This window comes from Tenacibaculum sp. 1B UA (assembly GCF_033978845.1).
In the GTDB taxonomy this organism is placed as follows: domain Bacteria; phylum Bacteroidota; class Bacteroidia; order Flavobacteriales; family Flavobacteriaceae; genus Polaribacter.
The window spans coordinates 41591-58308 of sequence record NZ_JAKVUA010000006.1 but is presented as its reverse complement, the minus strand read 5'-3'; the positions used below and the strand labels follow the sequence as shown (position 1 = coordinate 58308).

General features: G+C 31.5%; 14 protein-coding genes and 2 pseudogenes. 6 read left to right on the top strand and 10 right to left on the bottom strand.

Features of this window, described 5'->3' with window-relative positions:
• Positions 1 to 731 precede the first annotated feature (731 nt).
• A pseudogene (locus MK851_RS15665) lies at positions 732 to 1226 on the bottom strand (DEAD/DEAH box helicase family protein); the annotation flags it as partial.
• 249 nt (positions 1227 to 1475) lie between these two features.
• On the opposite strand from MK851_RS15665, the gene MK851_RS06745 reads away from it, so the two are divergent.
• Positions 1476 to 2783, top strand: coding sequence for a dihydrolipoamide acetyltransferase family protein (locus MK851_RS06745; protein WP_320242587.1), 1308 nt, complete (start codon positions 1476 to 1478; stop codon positions 2781 to 2783).
• Positions 2784 to 2886: 103 nt separating this feature from the next.
• Complete coding sequence (locus MK851_RS06740) at positions 2887 to 3627, top strand: DUF6263 family protein (protein WP_320242585.1); 741 nt, start codon at positions 2887 to 2889, stop codon at positions 3625 to 3627.
• Positions 3628 to 3670: 43 nt separating this feature from the next.
• On the opposite strand, the gene MK851_RS06735 is transcribed toward MK851_RS06740, so the two are convergent.
• The 7 genes and pseudogenes from MK851_RS06735 to MK851_RS06705 all read right to left on the bottom strand — a co-directional run bounded on the left by MK851_RS06735 (position 3671) and on the right by MK851_RS06705 (position 10475).
• The gene (locus MK851_RS06735) at positions 3671 to 4348 is read right to left on the bottom strand and encodes a GNAT family N-acetyltransferase (protein ID WP_320242583.1); all 678 of its coding nucleotides are present in this window, start codon (positions 4346 to 4348) and stop codon (positions 3671 to 3673) included.
• Positions 4341 to 5228: a TIGR01777 family oxidoreductase gene (locus MK851_RS06730; RefSeq protein ID WP_320242581.1), complete on the bottom strand. Its 888-nt coding sequence runs from the start codon at positions 5226 to 5228 to the stop codon at positions 4341 to 4343. The genes MK851_RS06735 and MK851_RS06730 overlap by 8 nt, the downstream gene beginning before the upstream one ends.
• A gap of 177 nt (positions 5229 to 5405) precedes the next feature.
• A complete protein-coding gene (locus tag MK851_RS06725) occupies positions 5406 to 8000 on the bottom strand; it encodes a zinc-dependent metalloprotease (RefSeq protein ID WP_320242579.1) in 2595 nt (864 codons plus the stop codon).
• Positions 8001 to 8088: 88 nt separating this feature from the next.
• Positions 8089 to 8238: pseudogene (locus MK851_RS06720) on the bottom strand (YdeI/OmpD-associated family protein); the annotation flags it as partial.
• A 12-nt stretch (positions 8239 to 8250) separates the two neighbouring features.
• Entirely contained in the window at positions 8251 to 8655 is a 405-nt protein-coding gene (locus MK851_RS06715; RefSeq protein ID WP_320242577.1) for a hypothetical protein, read from the bottom strand.
• A gap of 3 nt (positions 8656 to 8658) precedes the next feature.
• On the bottom strand, positions 8659 to 9987 hold the full coding sequence (locus tag MK851_RS06710) for a M28 family metallopeptidase (protein ID WP_320242575.1): 1329 nt from the start codon (positions 9985 to 9987) through the stop codon (positions 8659 to 8661).
• Positions 9988 to 10091: 104 nt separating this feature from the next.
• Entirely contained in the window at positions 10092 to 10475 is a 384-nt protein-coding gene (locus MK851_RS06705) for a DUF6249 domain-containing protein (protein ID WP_303506432.1), read from the bottom strand.
• A 251-nt stretch (positions 10476 to 10726) separates the two neighbouring features.
• Here MK851_RS06705 and MK851_RS06700 point away from each other — a divergent pair, with 251 nt between their 5' ends.
• From MK851_RS06700 to MK851_RS06690, 3 genes are read left to right on the top strand one after another with little or no spacing between them, the layout of a single operon-like run.
• Entirely contained in the window at positions 10727 to 10843 is a 117-nt protein-coding gene (locus MK851_RS06700) for an RNA polymerase sigma factor (protein ID WP_303506434.1), read from the top strand.
• A complete protein-coding gene (locus MK851_RS06695) occupies positions 10828 to 11196 on the top strand; it encodes an RNA polymerase sigma factor (RefSeq protein ID WP_303506436.1) in 369 nt (122 codons plus the stop codon). Before MK851_RS06700 ends, MK851_RS06695 begins: the two co-directional genes overlap by 16 nt.
• Positions 11183 to 11593, top strand: a complete 411-nt coding sequence (locus MK851_RS06690) for a hypothetical protein (RefSeq protein ID WP_303506439.1) — start codon at positions 11183 to 11185, stop codon at positions 11591 to 11593. Before MK851_RS06695 ends, MK851_RS06690 begins: the two co-directional genes overlap by 14 nt.
• Before the next feature lie 59 nt (positions 11594 to 11652).
• On the opposite strand, the gene MK851_RS06685 is transcribed toward MK851_RS06690, so the two are convergent.
• Positions 11653 to 13467 carry a DUF885 domain-containing protein gene (locus MK851_RS06685; RefSeq protein ID WP_320242571.1) on the bottom strand — a complete coding sequence of 605 codons (1815 nt, stop codon included), beginning with the start codon at positions 13465 to 13467 and terminating at the stop codon, positions 11653 to 11655.
• A 114-nt stretch (positions 13468 to 13581) separates the two neighbouring features.
• Entirely contained in the window at positions 13582 to 15492 is a 1911-nt protein-coding gene (gene htpG, locus MK851_RS06680; protein ID WP_320242569.1) for a molecular chaperone HtpG, read from the bottom strand.
• Positions 15493 to 15655: 163 nt separating this feature from the next.
• Between htpG and MK851_RS06675 the strand changes: the two genes are divergently transcribed.
• Positions 15656 to 16666 (top strand): beta-ketoacyl-ACP synthase III, encoded by a 1011-nt coding sequence (locus MK851_RS06675; protein ID WP_320242567.1) that lies wholly within the window; start codon positions 15656 to 15658, stop codon positions 16664 to 16666.
• Positions 16667 to 16718 lie beyond the last annotated feature (52 nt).

The window sequence follows — 16718 nt, the reverse complement described above, 5'->3', positions numbered from 1 at the left end:
TTTATTTCTTTTATTTCAGTTAAAGAGCAATTTAGGTATTCTTTTCTGATATAATCAGATAAAATAACACAACGCAAATCATCCTGTAAATTTTGTTGTTCTTGTTGAACAATGGTGGTAATACTTTTTAATTTGCTAGGACTATTACTGAGTGATTTATACAAAAGTTCATTTCCTACTAAATTGACTTTGTTTTTACTGAAAACTGCCAATTTTCGAAGTCTTTTTTCTAAAAAATCTAAATAAACTTCATCTTCAATAAGGTTTTCACGATCAGTTACCAATAAGTGTTGAAATAAAATTTGAATCCATTCATTTGTAATTGAAGGAAAATCAATCTCTTCATCTTTATCAAAACCTAATATACGTAGTTTTTCAAAAGGAATAGTTTCTCCTGCTTCATGTAAGAAGATTAGCATTGAAGAAAAGAAGTCGGAATACTTGTAGAGTTCTTCTAAGTTTTCCTCTGTTTTAGCATAAAATCTATGCTGTTTTAGAAAAGAAATAAATTTTTCATCTTTTAAAATGTTAGTAACAAACTGAGAAATTTTCAGCCTAAAATCAGTAATAAAATTAATTTCTTGATCTTCAGGTTTGGATAGAAAAACTAAATCTTGATGTGGACAAAGGTTTTGTTCTTTAACCAAATCAGGAACAACAATTTCATCGTCTATTTCTCCACACAGTTTAAAATATTTTTGAATTTCAGCATTTTCACTATCGTAGGGTGGAGTAGCAGTTAAAGAAACAACAGTTTGCATGTGTCGCTCTTTTAAATCAAACAAACATTTCCACCAAGCATTTTTTAAATGATGTGCTTCATCTAATAATAAAACTTCTATTTGATGTTTTTTAAAGAACTTGTAATAGTCTTCTTTAGTTTCAAAAGACTTATAAAAACTATGCAGGGATTGATATGTAGAAAAGGTAATATCAGAAGGTTGCTTAATATCAAATGAAATCTGTTTGAAATTACAATCGGTAGTAAAAAAGTTTTGTAAACGATCTTCCCATTGATTTCTAATGGTTAAAGTAGGAGCTAAAATCAATGTTTTTTTACCTATTTTTTTAATAATTTCTATCCCTAAAATTGTTTTTCCAGAACCAGGTGGCGCAACTATATGAAAATGATCATCCTGTATATGAGCTGAAAAATTTTGAAGCACTTTTGCTTGATAAGGTCTCCAGTCAAATAAAAAGTTAAGTTTGGTAATAGCTGCGTTCAATAATTTTTAATTAGGTTAAAGAGTTCAAAAATAGAATTTTGAGCTAACAAACAAAAGTTTAATTAGATATTAAATTATTCGTAACGATATTCTCTGTTTACAGAGATAACAATAATCTATTTATTGTTTTTTATAGTTGAATTGAGAATAATTTAATCAATAAAGAAGAAGTTAGAAATATTTAACGTATAAAATCATGAAAAAATCGTTGCTTTTTAGTAACTTCGCAAGCGTTTAAAATTATACACTATGGCTAGATACGAATTGAAGTTGCCTAAAATGGGCGAAAGTGTTGCAGAAGCAACAATAACTTCTTGGGTAAAAGAAGTTGGAGAAACTATTGATATAGATGATACCGTTGTTGAAGTAGCTACAGATAAAGTAGATAGCGAAGTACCTAGTGAAGTTGAAGGAACTTTAGTTGAAATCTTATTCGAAAAAGATACTGTTGTGCAAGTAGGTGAAACTATTGCAATTATAGAAGTAGAAGGAGAGGAAAGAGCAACAACTGATGCGTCTAAGAAAGAAGAGGTTAAACCAGAAACTGTAGCAGCAGTAGAAAAAACAGTTGAAGTAGCTAAAGAAACAGCAGCTACTACGATTGATACTTCATCAAGCGATCGTTTTTACTCACCATTAGTAAAAAGTATTGCACAAACAGAAGGAATATCGGTTGAAGAGTTAGAAACTATAAAAGGAACGGGTAAAGAAGGAAGAGTCACTAAAAATGATATTTTATCATATTTAGAAAGTAGAGGAAGTCAACCAAAAGTTGCAGCATCAGCTTCAACAGAAAAGAAATCGGCACCTCAATCAGCACCAGCACCAACTCCTGTTTCATTAAGTGGTCAAGATGAAATTATAGAAATGAGCCGTATGGGGAAATTAATCTCTAAACACATGATCGATTCTATTCAAACATCAGCTCATGTACAGTCGTTTATCGAAATTGATGTAACTAATATTGTTAATTGGAGAAATAAGGTTAAAAATGCTTACCAACAAAGAGAAGGAGAGAAATTAACATTTACACCAATATTTATGCAAGCTGTAGCTTCTACAATTAAGAGGCACCCTATGATAAACATTTCTGTTGATGGTGATAAAATCATTAAAAGAGGAAATGTAAACTTAGGAATGGCTGCAGCGCTACCTGATGGGAATTTAATTGTACCAGTAATTAAAAATGCTGATATGTTGAATTTAGTGGGGATGACTAAGCAAATAAACGATTTAGCAACTAGAGCTCGTGCTAATAAGTTAAAACCAGATGAAATTCAAGGAGGAACTTATACGGTAACTAATGTTGGAAGTTTTGGGAGTATTACAGGTACGCCAATAATAAACCAACCTCAAGTGGCAATTTTAGCTTTAGGAGCTATTGTTAAAAAACCTGCTGTTATTGAAACTCCAGAAGGAGATTTTATAGGAATCCGTCATAAGATGATTGTTTCACATTCTTACGATCATAGAGTGGTAAATGGAGCCCTAGGAGGTATGTTTATTAAAACATTAAAAGATATTTTAGAATCTTGGGATGTAAATCAAGATTTTTAATAAAAGCGATATAATATTTTAAAAGGCTTAGGTGTTCACCTAAGCCTTTTTTATTTTTAGCTATATTAGCTACTTTAAACTATTAATAGAAATCAAAAAAAAGATGAAAAAAATTTTAATAGCACTTTTGTTAGGTGTAACAATGATTAGTACAGCACAAGAAAAAGTGTTACTTCGTTTAAATTATGAAAAAGGACAAAAGTATACTATGGACATGAAAATGGCTCAGGTAATAGGTGTTGGAGTAATGACAAATGATATGCATATTCAAATGAAATATAATATAACCAGTGTTTCAGATGATACGTATGAAAGTAGTTCTAAAATCACCAAGATGGCAATGGATATGAAGCAAGGAGGAGTACCAATGTCTTACGATTCAACTAAAAAAGATGAAGAGTTGGATGAAACTGGTAAGATGATGAAATCTAGAATGCAGCCAATGTTATCAGCTACAATTATCACAAAAGGAGATAACTTAGGAAATATCTTAGAAACAAAAGTTGAACCTAGTAATATTCAAGGAGCAAAAGATTTTTCAAAGCAATCAAGTAGTGTGATTTATCCTAAAGAAGCAGTTGGGGTAGGAGATACTTGGACAAAGACTAAAAGTGATGGTGCAATGAGTTTTAGTTTTACCTATAAAGTTAAATCAATATCTTCTAACAATGTTTTAATAGATGTTTCAGGAAAGGTTACGGGAGTGGCTAATGGAGATATTACAGGTACTATGGATATAGAAAGAGATTCAGGAATGCCTTTAGAGTCAAATATTAATATGACAATGAAGATTCAAGGACAAGATGCAACAACAAACGTGATAACAAAGTTAATTAAAGGTTAAGAAAAATGTTTTAATTAAAAAGCTCAGAATTTATTCTGAGCTTTTATCTTTTATGAAAAAACCACCAGTTCATATCTCGTGTAAGTCGATATCCTAATTTTTCATAAAGCTTAATTGCAGGGTTTCCTTTGTTAGTATGCAAAATAGGATGTTTTCCATCTTTTAAAATTTCTTTAGTAACATGTTGAGAGAGTTGTTTAGCTAATCCTTTTCTAGTATACTCAGGATGTGTAACTACAGCACTAACTTCAATAAAATTGTCAGTTTGCATGCGTTGCCCAGTTACAGCCACAAGCATATTATCTTTAAAAATTCCAAAATACTTTCCCATATCAAACGTTCTTTTTCTATAGTAACCAGGCATTACTAACCATACTAGGTTATAAATTTCATCAATATGTTCTTCAGTTAGCGGTTTAATTTCTTCGGTAATGTCAAAATCTGTTATGTTCTCTAAAACCATTTGACAGCCATCAATCTTTTTGTACAGAAGAATTTTGTTTTTGTCGTAAGTAGGAGTTTTATTTTCAGAAACTAAAAAGAATTGATCAGTCAGTTTCGAATATTCATGTAAAGCTTTTGTTGTTTTTGAGGCATCCGTAAAAGCACCAAATGGGCAAATTGTAGGATTGTAAAACTTTACATCATCGTAGTTGATAGCAAATTTTTCATGTGTTTCACACAACGAATGCCAAACAGGATTTTCAAGTTTATTATTCATTATAAATATTGGTTAAAGCAGTTTTTAAGTTTGGAAAAATAAAATTATAAGCATTACTTGTTTTTTCAGAAGAAACCTTACTTCCTTGTAATAAAATATAAGCCATTTCACCCAAAGCAGTTTTTAAAATAAAAGAAGGAGTGTTCATAGGAAGCACAGGTTTATTAATTACCTTTCCTAATAATTTAGTAAAACTTTCATTGGTTTGATGTTCTGGAGCAACAGCATTAAAAATACCATTAAAGTCTTTGTCTTCTATTGTTTTTGCATACAGTTCACATAAATCATCAATATGAATCCAAGGCATGTATTGTTTACCATTACCTAAAGCAGATAAAAATAAAGGGGTGTTCATTTTTTGTAAAGCTCCACCTTTTTTTGAAAGCACTACACCAGTTCGTAAAATGGTCACGGGAATGTCTATTTGTTCGAATTGATAAGCAGCTTCTTCCCATTTTACACAAATTTTAGAAATAAAATCATTTTCAGACTCATCTTTTTCCGTAAATATTTTGTTAGAAGTAACAGCTCCATAATATCCTATACCAGAAGCAGAAATAAATTTCTCAAGAGGTACTTGGTATTCTTGTATTTTATTGAACAGTAAATTTGCAGTTTTTACACGACTATTTATCAATTCTTTCTTTCTTTCATTAGTCCAACGTTTATCAGCAATTCCAGCTCCTGCTAAATGAATAATATAATTTACGTTGGTAAAAGCATCTTTATCGATAAAACTTTCTTCAACATTCCAACGAAATTCATTGTTCTTTTTAGGAGTTCTAGTAAGAATATTTACCACATGTCCTTCACTAGTTAACTTTTTAGTTAACTCTTTTCCAATTAAACCAGTTCCGCCTGTAATTAATATAGTAGCCATAGTACTCAAAAATAAACATTCATTTTTAAAAAAAACTAAGAGACGAAAGAAAAGGATTAAAAAATAAGAGCTACAACTCTTGTAAAATAAGGTGGTTGTGAATTTTTATAAAAAAAAGTTAAAAAATAACCCCATCATTTTTTAATGATGAGGTTATATTATAGCTCTTAAATAATGTTACTTTATATCTTTAAGATTATTATTAATTAAGAGTTTTAATTGACTTTTATGAGCTTTTGTAGCAATATTACCAACACCATTACTTACCCATGATTTAATCTTGTTTAAATTATACAAGGCCATAGATTTAGAGGCGTTGGTATATTTACTTTTACTACTAATCATTTTTAGTAGCATTTTGGTATATTCAGTTTGTAAATTTTGACGGAAAGAGTTTACATTGGTGTTTATATCAGTCTTAAAGATTGCATTATTAAGGTCTGTCATAAAACTAGCTAGCTTATATTGATTTCCATATAATTCTGAATCAGAAATTCTTTGTAAAGTATTTCTGTGTAAAATATGATTTAAAACTCTTTTTTGATAGCTTAAAACTTCAGCATGGATTTTAGGATCTTCTGATCCAGAGAAAAAGTTAAATCCACGTCTTTGTCTTGCTAAATAGTTATATAAACCTTTGGGAGCATTAAAAGCATTTGGAGCAAAAATATATGTTTTTAATGCATTCATAGCTCTTTTTTGATCAGCTAAACTAACGGGTGTATATGGTTGGCCAGCATTTTCTTGACCAGATACAGATCTGTCTACATAAACACCACCTATAAATCTAGAAATTACATCACCAGCTCTAACAGCTTGACCGTTTAAGATATAATAAGCATTTCTAAGCTCCTCGTAGGTTTCTCCTTCTTTTGAAAAACGTTGTTTAATATCTTTCATTATGTTATTAGCCAGTTTAATGCGGTTAATTGAATATTTGATTTGATCGTTTGATAAATCGCCTATCATAACACGAGGGTCTATTGCCTTACCAGGAGAACGCATATCATCAGCATCGTTACCAAAAATTAATTCCGGTTTTGTTGATTGTGCTAATAAAGCATCCATTTCAGCTCTGTTTTTAAAAGGTGTATAACCGTATTGAATAGCCCAAATATCATAAGGCCCTACAGCAGTATCATAATATTGCCCTTGTTTACTTCTATCAAGAGTTAAATTAATAGCAGCATAATCCATTACAGAACCAGTTAAGCATTTTCCTTTTATAAAATCAGGGTCAGCTAGTTGTTCTGGAGTAAACAATTGACTTGCTTTCATATTATGGTTTAAACCTAGTGTATGACCTACTTCGTGCATGATTAATGATTTCATAGCTTCTCTTTTCATACCTTCCATTTCTAAATCAGAAGCACCTGTAACTGCTAAAACTGTTTTACCAAAAATGGTGTTTTCATGCATTAAATGACCTGCTGAACAGTACATAAGGTTGTTTTCATTGGTAAAAATAGCACGTGCCTCTTCTTCAGAAGAAGCTTTTGATATATCACCAAATATTTTATTGTATTTCACACGATTGGTAAAATGAACATATTCAAGCATAATATCTGCTCCTAAAATTTCTCCTGTTTTAGGGTTAACAAAACTAGGTCCGTAACCACCAAAAGGAGGATTAGGAGAAGAGGTCCAACGTAGAACGTTGTAACGAACATCACCAGCATCCCATGTAGCATCATCTGGTTGAACTTTTACAACCATAGCATTTTTAAATCCAGCTTTTTCAAAAGCTTCATTCCAAGCTAAAACACCTTCTTTTATAGTTTCAATAAACTCTTTAGGTGTTGAGTTTTCAATCCACCAAGTAATTGGTTTTACAGGTTCTGAAATGGCTAACTCAGGGTTTTTCTTAACAAGTTTCCAACGATGTATAAAATCTCTATAGTTCACAGTTTGTGTAGAGGTCATGTCGTTAGTGTTTGTTAAAAAATAACCTACTCTTGGGTCATCTATTCTGGTTTGATAGTTGTTCTCAGGAACGTTCATAAACGTATGAAAAACCTTTATAGAAATATACCTACCATCTTTAATAGCTCTTGACCCTTGGTTTAAAACCGAAGGATTGTTGTATACATATTCAGTTTTAAGGTTGGTGTTTTCTGGATAGTTTTTTATGGTATTTATTTTTGACTTTTCCTTATCAAATCTACCTAGCTTAAATGCAAAAGGTGAACTTTTAGGAAAGTTTGGAGCTTTAATTCGAGTAAAAGCTTCAGAAATAAATAAGGTATTAGCATCTATAAGATATTCTCCTTTTTTTTCATCAGAGGCTAAAATTTTAGTACTTGCTATAATAGCATCGCTAATATTTGCTTTGGCTGATTTAGAAATAGCATTATTTTTATCGAAATAAAATGAAGTATTAGGAGCAACAAACTCAATTTTATTAAAGTGTTTTTTTATATTGAAAATGCTAGAACCCTTATAAGCGCCTCTAAAAGCACCAGCCTCTGTAACACCATCAGCAATTTGTGAGAAATAAATAAAATCTTTGTTTAATTGTTCTTTTTTCAATAGTAACTTAACATTACCGGTAACTGAGTCTTGGAAAATAGTAAATAAACCGTCTAGTTTTTTACTATTTTTTGTTAAGCTTTTAATTGTTTTTTTTGGTTCCTTTTTTTTTGATTTAGAAGAAACTTCTGTTTTAGCTTTGTTCTTTTTCTTTTTTCTTTTTTGAGCATTTATGTCTTGAATGCCGATTATTGAAATGGTTAAAAAAAGTAAACAAACTAACTTTAGTTGTTTTGTAAACATAATAATTTGTTTGAGTTGATAAATAAGATAACCAATTTACTTTATATTATTATCTATTATTGTTAATTATATTATAAAGTTTAACAGTTTATTTAGATTTAATATTAGCTTCACACAAACGAATAATTTCATTAATTCGTTTTACTCTTGTAGCTTCTCTTTTAGCTTGATGTATCCAGTACAAGTAGTTCTTACGGTAAGAAGGAGCAAAGTTTTGATAGTTGTTAAAAGCGGTTGGATTTTTATCAAATTAAATTTGCAAATCTTTTGGAACAATCAACTTTTCTACAGCATCAAGAGCTGTCCAAGAGTCGTTCTTTTTAGCAATTTCAACAGAGGCATTTCCAGCAGGGTGGATTAAGTTGGAAGTATTTAGTTCCTTAATATATTTCTTGTTTAAAGCACTCCAAACACTTTTAGGTTTTCTGGGGCTGAAGTATTGCCGCCTTTTACCATCGCCTAAACTTTTCACAGTACTATCTATCCAACCAAAGCATAAAGCTACTTTTACAGCTTCTTCCCAACGCATACTGGGTATGTTTACGTCAACTTTGTATAAAATTAGATGAACTCCATCACTTTCGTTATGGTTTTCTAATAACCACTTACGCCATTCTGTGTCTGTTTTAAAATATAGGTGAGGTTTGTGGTCCATTTGTTAACGTATAATTTTTGAGGGGAATGAAACAATACTTTCGTGTCCATTTTTACCAACAGCACTTACTCCAAAGAAGTAATTATCTAAGACAATTCCATTTAAAGTAAGCTCAGTAGTATTTTCTATATACTTGAAATTATCCCAAGTAGGAGAAGTGGTGTCTCTCCAATAAATTTTATATCCTTTAACACCAGTAACCTTATCCCATTGAAGTTTAGCAGATGCTTCAACAATACCGCCAATTCCTACATTTTTAGGTGAAGGTGGAGCAGCAGCAATGCTGGCTAAGTTAATAGCGTTTACAGCAGTTAATTTTTTAGCATAATCGAAATTTACAAACTTTAATCGGTCACCATATTCAATACCATTTTCGGTTCTAATATCTTGATGTTGCTGTGTGTAGTTTTCATGAGCTTCCATAATTCTAATACCAGCAAAGCCAGCATCGTTAAAAGGTCTATGATGTCCACCACGACCAAATCTGTCTAAGCGATAAATCATTTTCGGATTCATTTCTGGCATATACGTTTTAGTTGTTGTATAAATATAACGTGCTAATTGACGTGAAACTCCGTCCACTTCACCACCATAAAAGCGACGTGCTTTTCGTTGACGTTCAGTTTCGGTTGGAGGTACGGGTTCAGAAAAGATTCTAAATGTACGGTTGTCTATAACTCCATCAACACCTTTAATGTTTCCAATCATATCGTTATTCATAACACCTACAATATTCCAGTCTTTTTCTTTAGCATATTTAGCTAATCCTTTTCCTCCAAACAAACCTTGTTCTTCACCAGACAATCCAACATAAATAATACTGTTTTCAAAGTTATAGTTACTTAAAACACGAGCAGCTTCAATTGTTCCTGCCATACCAGAAGCATTGTCATTAGCTCCAGGCGCATCATCGGTAAAATTATTAGGATCGGAAATTCTTGAGTCAATATCACCACTCATTACAATGTAATTGTTAGGATATTTTGTTCCTTTTTGAATAGCAACAACATTAACGACCCAAACATCTTTGGTGATTCTGCTATTGGTTCCTTTTTTTACAAAGTCTTTTTGGTAAAATACCTCTAAACAGTTGTTGCAATCAGAAGATATTTTATCAAATTCAGATTTAATCCAACGACGTGCCGCTCCAATTCCACGAGTATTTGAAATTGTATCACTTAGTGTATGGCGTGTTCCGAAATTTGTTAGAGTAGTAATATCAGTTTTGATTCTATCTGCTGAAACAGCATTAATAATATCGTATATTTTAGTGTCGGTTTGCGCTGATATTGTTGTAGAAATTAGTAAGAATAGTACTGTGAATTTTCTCATGTTAAGGAATTTAGCTTACTAAATTACAAAACAAAAAAGAGAATAAAATTAGCTTTATTCTCTTTTAACATATTTATTAAAGTAGTTTATTATTTAAACAAACTTTATTCGTTGTCTAATTTTTTGGTTTGATTAAAACCGATTAATAAGGTCCCACCTGCACAAAGAAAAATAGATGAGATAAAGAAAACTTCTGAATCAATAGCATTTGATGGTCTATCTGCCCAAGAACCACTATATCCAAATAAAGAACTTAAAATAGCACCTAATAAAACACCAACACCTATTCCCATAGCTAATAAAGCTAAGTTTAAGATAATTATCCTACCTGTTAATGTAGAACGTTTTTTTTCGCCTTGCATAAAAATTTTGGCATCTACACCTTTTTCAATTAAAGCTAAACGTTCCTTATTTCTTGTTGAATAGAATAAATAAAAGATTCCGAATATTACTGCAAACAAGAACATAAATACAATTGTTACTTCCATATTTTTGAGTTTAAAATGATTATTTTTAATGTGTTTACAAGTATGACAGCTACATTTAAAAAAAGGTTACAGAATATTTTTAATTTTTTTAATGAATAGTTGTAACCTTTTTTAACTAAGTACAGTCATAGTATAAAACGACTATTATTAACGATCAAACTTATATAGATAAAATCCTTAGAGGAGATACTAATGCTTATGCTTTTTTAGTAGAAAAGTATAAAGTAATGGTGTTTTCGTTGGCGTTAAAAATGGTAAAGAGTAGAGAAGAGGCTGAAGAAATATCACAAGATACTTTTATAAAAGCTTACAAGAATTTAAGTAAGTTTAAAGGAGAGTCAAAATTTTCTACTTGGTTGTTAAAATAACGTACAGAACTTGTTTAGATAGTTTAAAAAAGAATAAAGAGAAGTATAATACAGATACAATTGATGAGATAACGATTAATAGAATTAAATCTACTGATAGTATTTTAGAGGGTATTGAACGAAAAGAACGAGTAGAAGTGATAAATAAGTGTTTGTTAAGTCTGCCAGAAGAGGAGCGTTCTATTTTATGGATGTTTTATTTTGAAGAATTAAGTTTGAAGGAAATAGTAGAAGTAACCGATTTTTCTGAAGCGAATGTTAAAGTGAAATTACATAGAGCTAGAAAGAGTTTACTGAGTATAGTAGAGAAAAAAGTAGAACCTGAATTGATAAAACATTATGGGAGAAAATAAAGATATTAAAGAGTTGGATGCTTTTACAAAAAAGTATATCAACGAAATAGGAGAGGCAGCACCATCTATTGATTTTACAGCAAATATTATGGATGCTATTGTACAAGAAGAGAAATCTTCTATTTATAAAGTAGAACCATTAATATCAAAAAAAGTATGGTTTGTATTAGCAGGTATATTAGCTGTTAGTATTTTGTTTGTATCGAAAGGAACTTCATCAAGTTGGCTTCAAATACCTGAGATAAAAATGGATTACTTATCGAATATTCAATTGCCAAATTTATTTAAAAATATCACAGTATCAAATTTAATGCTAAGTGCTTGCTTCTTTTTTACCGTAATGGTATTTGTACAAATCTATTATTTGAAAAACCATTTTACTAGAAAATTTAACTGATAAAAAAATCCGCTTTGAGTTATCAAAGCGGATTTTTATTTTTTATTAAAGTAGTGAGGTTAGTTTTTAGAAGTAACCCAGTTGTCAATTTTGTTTTCTAATAGCGCTAAAGGAATACATCCTGTCTCTAAAACCTGATTATGGAATTTTTTAATATCGAATTTATCGCCTAATTCCTTTTTGGCTTTTGCACGTAATTCACGGATTTTCAATTGCCCTATTTTATAAGATAACGCTTGTCCAGGGTTTGCCATATAACGCTCAATTTCAGAAATAATACTAGCTTCGCTTTCAGCTTCATTATCTAATGAATATTGAATTGCTTTTTCACGACTCCAACCTTTAGCATGTAGTCCAGTATCAACAACTAAACGAATTGCTCGGTGCATTTCCATACCTAACATTCCGAAGTATTGATATGGGTCTGTGTATAAACCTAATTCTTTTCCTAAATTTTCGGTATACAATGCCCAACCTTCACCATAGGCACTATACCATAAGGTTTTTCTAAAGTCTGGTAATTCTTCGTTTTCTTGAGTTAATGAAATTTGATAATGGTGTCCCGGAATAGCCTCATGTAAAAATAAAGCTTCATCAGAAAATACGTTGTATTTAGTTGCATCGGGAATTGGCGTGTAGAAAACACCTGGGCGAGTACCATCTAACGAACCAGGGTTGTATTCAGCACTAGCAGAAGCTTCTCTGAATTTTTCAGTTTGTTTTACCACAAATGGAGTTTTTGGTTTATTACCAAATAATTTTTCTAATTGTGGTTTCATTTTTTCGTGAATAGCATTAAAATTATTGATGATTTGTTGCGATTCAGTATATGGCATTAATTCTTTGTTGTTACGAACAAAATCAAAGAATTCTTTTAAGTTTCCTTCAAATCCAACTTGTTCTTTTACTTTTTCCATTTCTGATAAAATTCGAGCAACTTCTTTTAGCCCTAATTCATGAATTTCATCAGCAGTCATGTTGGTAGTTGTATAGTTTTTGATAGCATGTTGATAGTATGCTGTTCCGTTAGGGATATCAGAAATACCGCTGCTTTCTCTACCAGCAGCTAAATAGTCAGTCTTTAAAAATTCATACATAGCTTTGAATGACGGAATTAATTTATCATTCAATATATTGGTATACGCTTCTGTTAATCTTGTTTTATCAGCATCCGAAAAATCAGCAGGTAAAGTGTTTATAGGAGAATAAAATAAGTGTTCTGAAAAATCAGTAATTCCCTCAGATGATTTTTTTACGACTGTTAAATCTCCAAACTGTGGAATTACTTTCTTAATTAATGATTTAGGCAATACATATCCTTCATTAATACCTTGTTGCATACGCTTTTTAGCTGATTGTAACCATGTGTTGTACTTGTCTAATCTACTTAACCAATTGTCATAATCTTCCACTGTTTTAAACGGTTGTGCACTGCTACCACTTGCCAATTGTCCTATGGTAAGGTTAATTGTCCACATTTGGTTAATAGGCATTAATAAGTCGTTTTTATAGCTAGCTTGTGCCAATGCCATATCACAATCCCAATCCAACACAGCTTTACTCATTTGTTGATTTTCAGTTAAGTCAGCATCTTTAAAGTTGTTAAGTTTTTCTTTATAGTTTTTAAAAAACTCATTACTTTTTGCTTGATATTCGTCAGACAACGTATTAGGGAATTGATCGTTAAAACGATTATCACCTGCAAAAGTTGCACTTACAGGGTTTAATTGTAGTTTACCTTCGTTGTAATCTTTTAATAACTGATTGAATTCAGTATTTTCTGGAGTAGGAGTGCTTACTGCTTCCTTTTTTTCTTGCTTACAAGAAACTAGGAAAGTAGCTGTGGCTACTACAGTTAAGAGGATTTTTTTCATGGTTATGTTTTTATAGCTAACAAATATATCAAAAATAAAACCTCTCTGTTTTCACAAAGAGGTTTTGAATATTGATATGTGATACTGAAACAAGTTGTTCAGCATAACATTTTGTTACTTAATTAGTTCATATGAACGTTTGATAAAGTTAGTTAAATCTTCACCGTGTAATAGGTTTTGAGATAGTTTAGCTAAATCAAAAGCTTGTGAAACTAATTGTTTTTGCTTGTCTTCATTAGCAGTTAAGATTTCTGATACTAACTCGTGATTAGTGTTCACTACTAAGTTGTACATTTCTGGCATGTTACCCATTCCCATCATTCCACCACCAGTAGCGCTCATTTCTTTCATACGACGCATAAATTCTGGTACGGTGATTAAGAAAGGAGAAGCACTTGAATTCATAGCTTCTAACTGTACTGTGTAGCTAGAGTTATTTACAGCGCCTTCGATAACTGGTTTTAATCTCTCTTTTTCTTCATCAGAAAGTTTAGAAATTACAGTGTCATCTTTCTTAATTAAATTATCAACATGGTCAGCATCTACACGTTTAAACTGTACTTTAGCATCACCAGATTCTGTTTCTAATTTCTGCATTAAATGCGGAACGATTGGAGAATCTAATAACAACACTTCATATCCTTTTGCTTTAGCATCTTCAATATAACTATGTTGCGCATCTTTGTTTGCTGCGTATAAAACGATGTGATTTCCGTCTTTATCTGTTTGAGCATCCTTCGTTTTTTCAACTAACTCATCAAACGTAAAGAATTTACCGTCAACAGTTGGGTATAAGGCAAACTTCTTAGCTTTACTGAAGAATTTTTCTTCTGATAACATTCCGTACTCGATAATAACTTTGATGTCATTCCACTTTTGTTCAAAGTCTTCACGATTGTTTTTGAATAAAGAAGAAAGCTTATCGGCTACTTTTTTAGTAATGTATCCAGAAATCTTTTTAACAGCTCCGTCAGCTTGTAAGTATGAACGAGAAACATTTAAAGGAATATCAGGAGAATCAATTACCCCTTTTAGCATCTGTAAGAAATCAGGAACAATTCCTTCTACATTATCGGTAACAAATACTTGATTCTGGTATAACTGAATCTTATCTTTTTGCATATCCAAATTCTGTGTTAACTTAGGAAAGTATAAAATTCCTGTTAAGTTGAATGGATAATCTACGTTTAAGTGAATGTGGAATAGAGATTCCTCAAATTGCATTGGATACAATTCACGGTAGAAGTTTTTATAATCTTCATCTTCTAAATCTGCTGGTTTTTTAGTCCATGCAGGTTCAGTATTATTGATGATATCATCTACTTCGATTTGTTTGTGAGGTTCTGTAACTTCTTTACCATCCTCATCTTTTGTAGTTTGTGGAGTAAAGTCAGGATCGTTAATTTTCTTGGTTCCAAATTTAATCGGAACTTGGTTAAAGCGGTTGTATTTAGTTAATAACCCACGAATTTTACCTTCTTCTAAAAATTCAGTAGAATCTTCAGCAATATGTAATACGATTTCAGTACCTCTGTCAGACTTGTCGTGCTCCACTAAAGTATATTCAGGAGAACCATCACATGTCCAGTGAGCAGCTGGTTCGTCTTTGAATGATTTGGTGAAAATTTCTACTTTATCAGCTACCATAAAAGCAGAGTAGAAACCTAATCCGAAGTGACCAATAACACCTGTTTCGTTTTTATCATCTTTATACTTTTCTAAGAACTCTTCAGCTCCAGAAAAAGCGATTTGGTTAATATATTTTTCAACCTCATCCATTGTCATACCAATACCTTGGTCTTTAATAGTTAAGGTTTTCGCATCTTTATCGATACTTATTTCAATTTTAGCATCGCCTAACTCAGTTTTAGCTTCACCAATTGAGATAAGGTGCTTCAATTTAGTTGTGGCATCAGTTCCGTTAGAAATTAACTCACGTAAAAAGATTTCGTGATCAGAATACAAGAATTTTTTAATCAGTGGAAATATATTTTCTACCGATACATTAATGTTTCCTTTACTCATAATTTTATATTTTATTTGATATTATTTTCTGATGAATAGAGTAGTCAAAAAAAATACCAAATAAATTTTTATGACAAACTGACACTTTTGTGCAGACTATATAAAATTCATACTTTTACAGGCTTTTAATTTGTTAATATTAAAATAACCAACATAAAAATATATGTATAACTCAAAAATTACAGGATTAGGTTATTATGTTCCTGAGAACGTAGTGACTAACGATGACTTGACTCAGTTTATGGAGACGAGCGATGAATGGATTCAGGAAAGAACTGGTATCAAGGAACGTCGTTGGATTGACCCAAAAACTTCTGATGATTCAACATCAGTTATGGGGGCTAAAGCTGCAAAAATAGCCATTGAACGTGCAGGTTTAACCAAAGATGATATTGATTTCATCGTTTTTGCTACATTGAGTCCTGAATTATATTTCCCAGGAGGTGGTGTTCAAGTTCAAGACTTACTTGATATGCCAACAATTGGTGCGTTAGATGTACGTAATCAGTGTTCAGGTTTTATTTACGGAATGTCAGTTGCTGATCAGTTTATTAAAACTGGGATGTATAAAAATATTTTAGTTATTGGATCTGAAAACCACTCAGGAGGTTTAGAACGTTCTACACGTGGTCGTGGTGTTACAGTAATTTTTGGTGATGGAGCAGGTGCTGCGGTATTATCACGTAGTGAAGAAGAGGGGAAAGGAATCTTATCATCACATTTACATTCAGAAGGGAAGTATGCTAAAGAATTAGTATTAGAGGGACCTTCTACTGGGCGTTGGGTACCAGAGATAATGGAAGCAAACGATCCAGAGGATACTTCATATTACCCATATATGAATGGTCAATTTGTGTTTAAACATGCAGTAGTTCGTTTTTCGGAAGCTATTGTTGAAGGTTTACAAGCAAATGGATTACAAAAAGAAGATATTGACATGTTAATTCCGCATCAAGCGAATTTACGTATTGCTCAGTTTATTCAAAAGAAGTTCCAGTTATCTGATGACAAGGTGTATAACAATATTATGAAGTATGGTAATACTACTGCTGCTTCGGTTATTATAGCATTGACAGAAGCTTGGGAGAAAGGAAAAATAAATGATGGAGATTTAGTAGTCTTGGCTGCTTTTGGCAGTGGATTTACTTGGGGGTCGGTAGTGATTCGTTGGTAGTTTATTTACATATAAAATAAAAAAATCCGAAGTTTTAACTTCGGATTTTTTA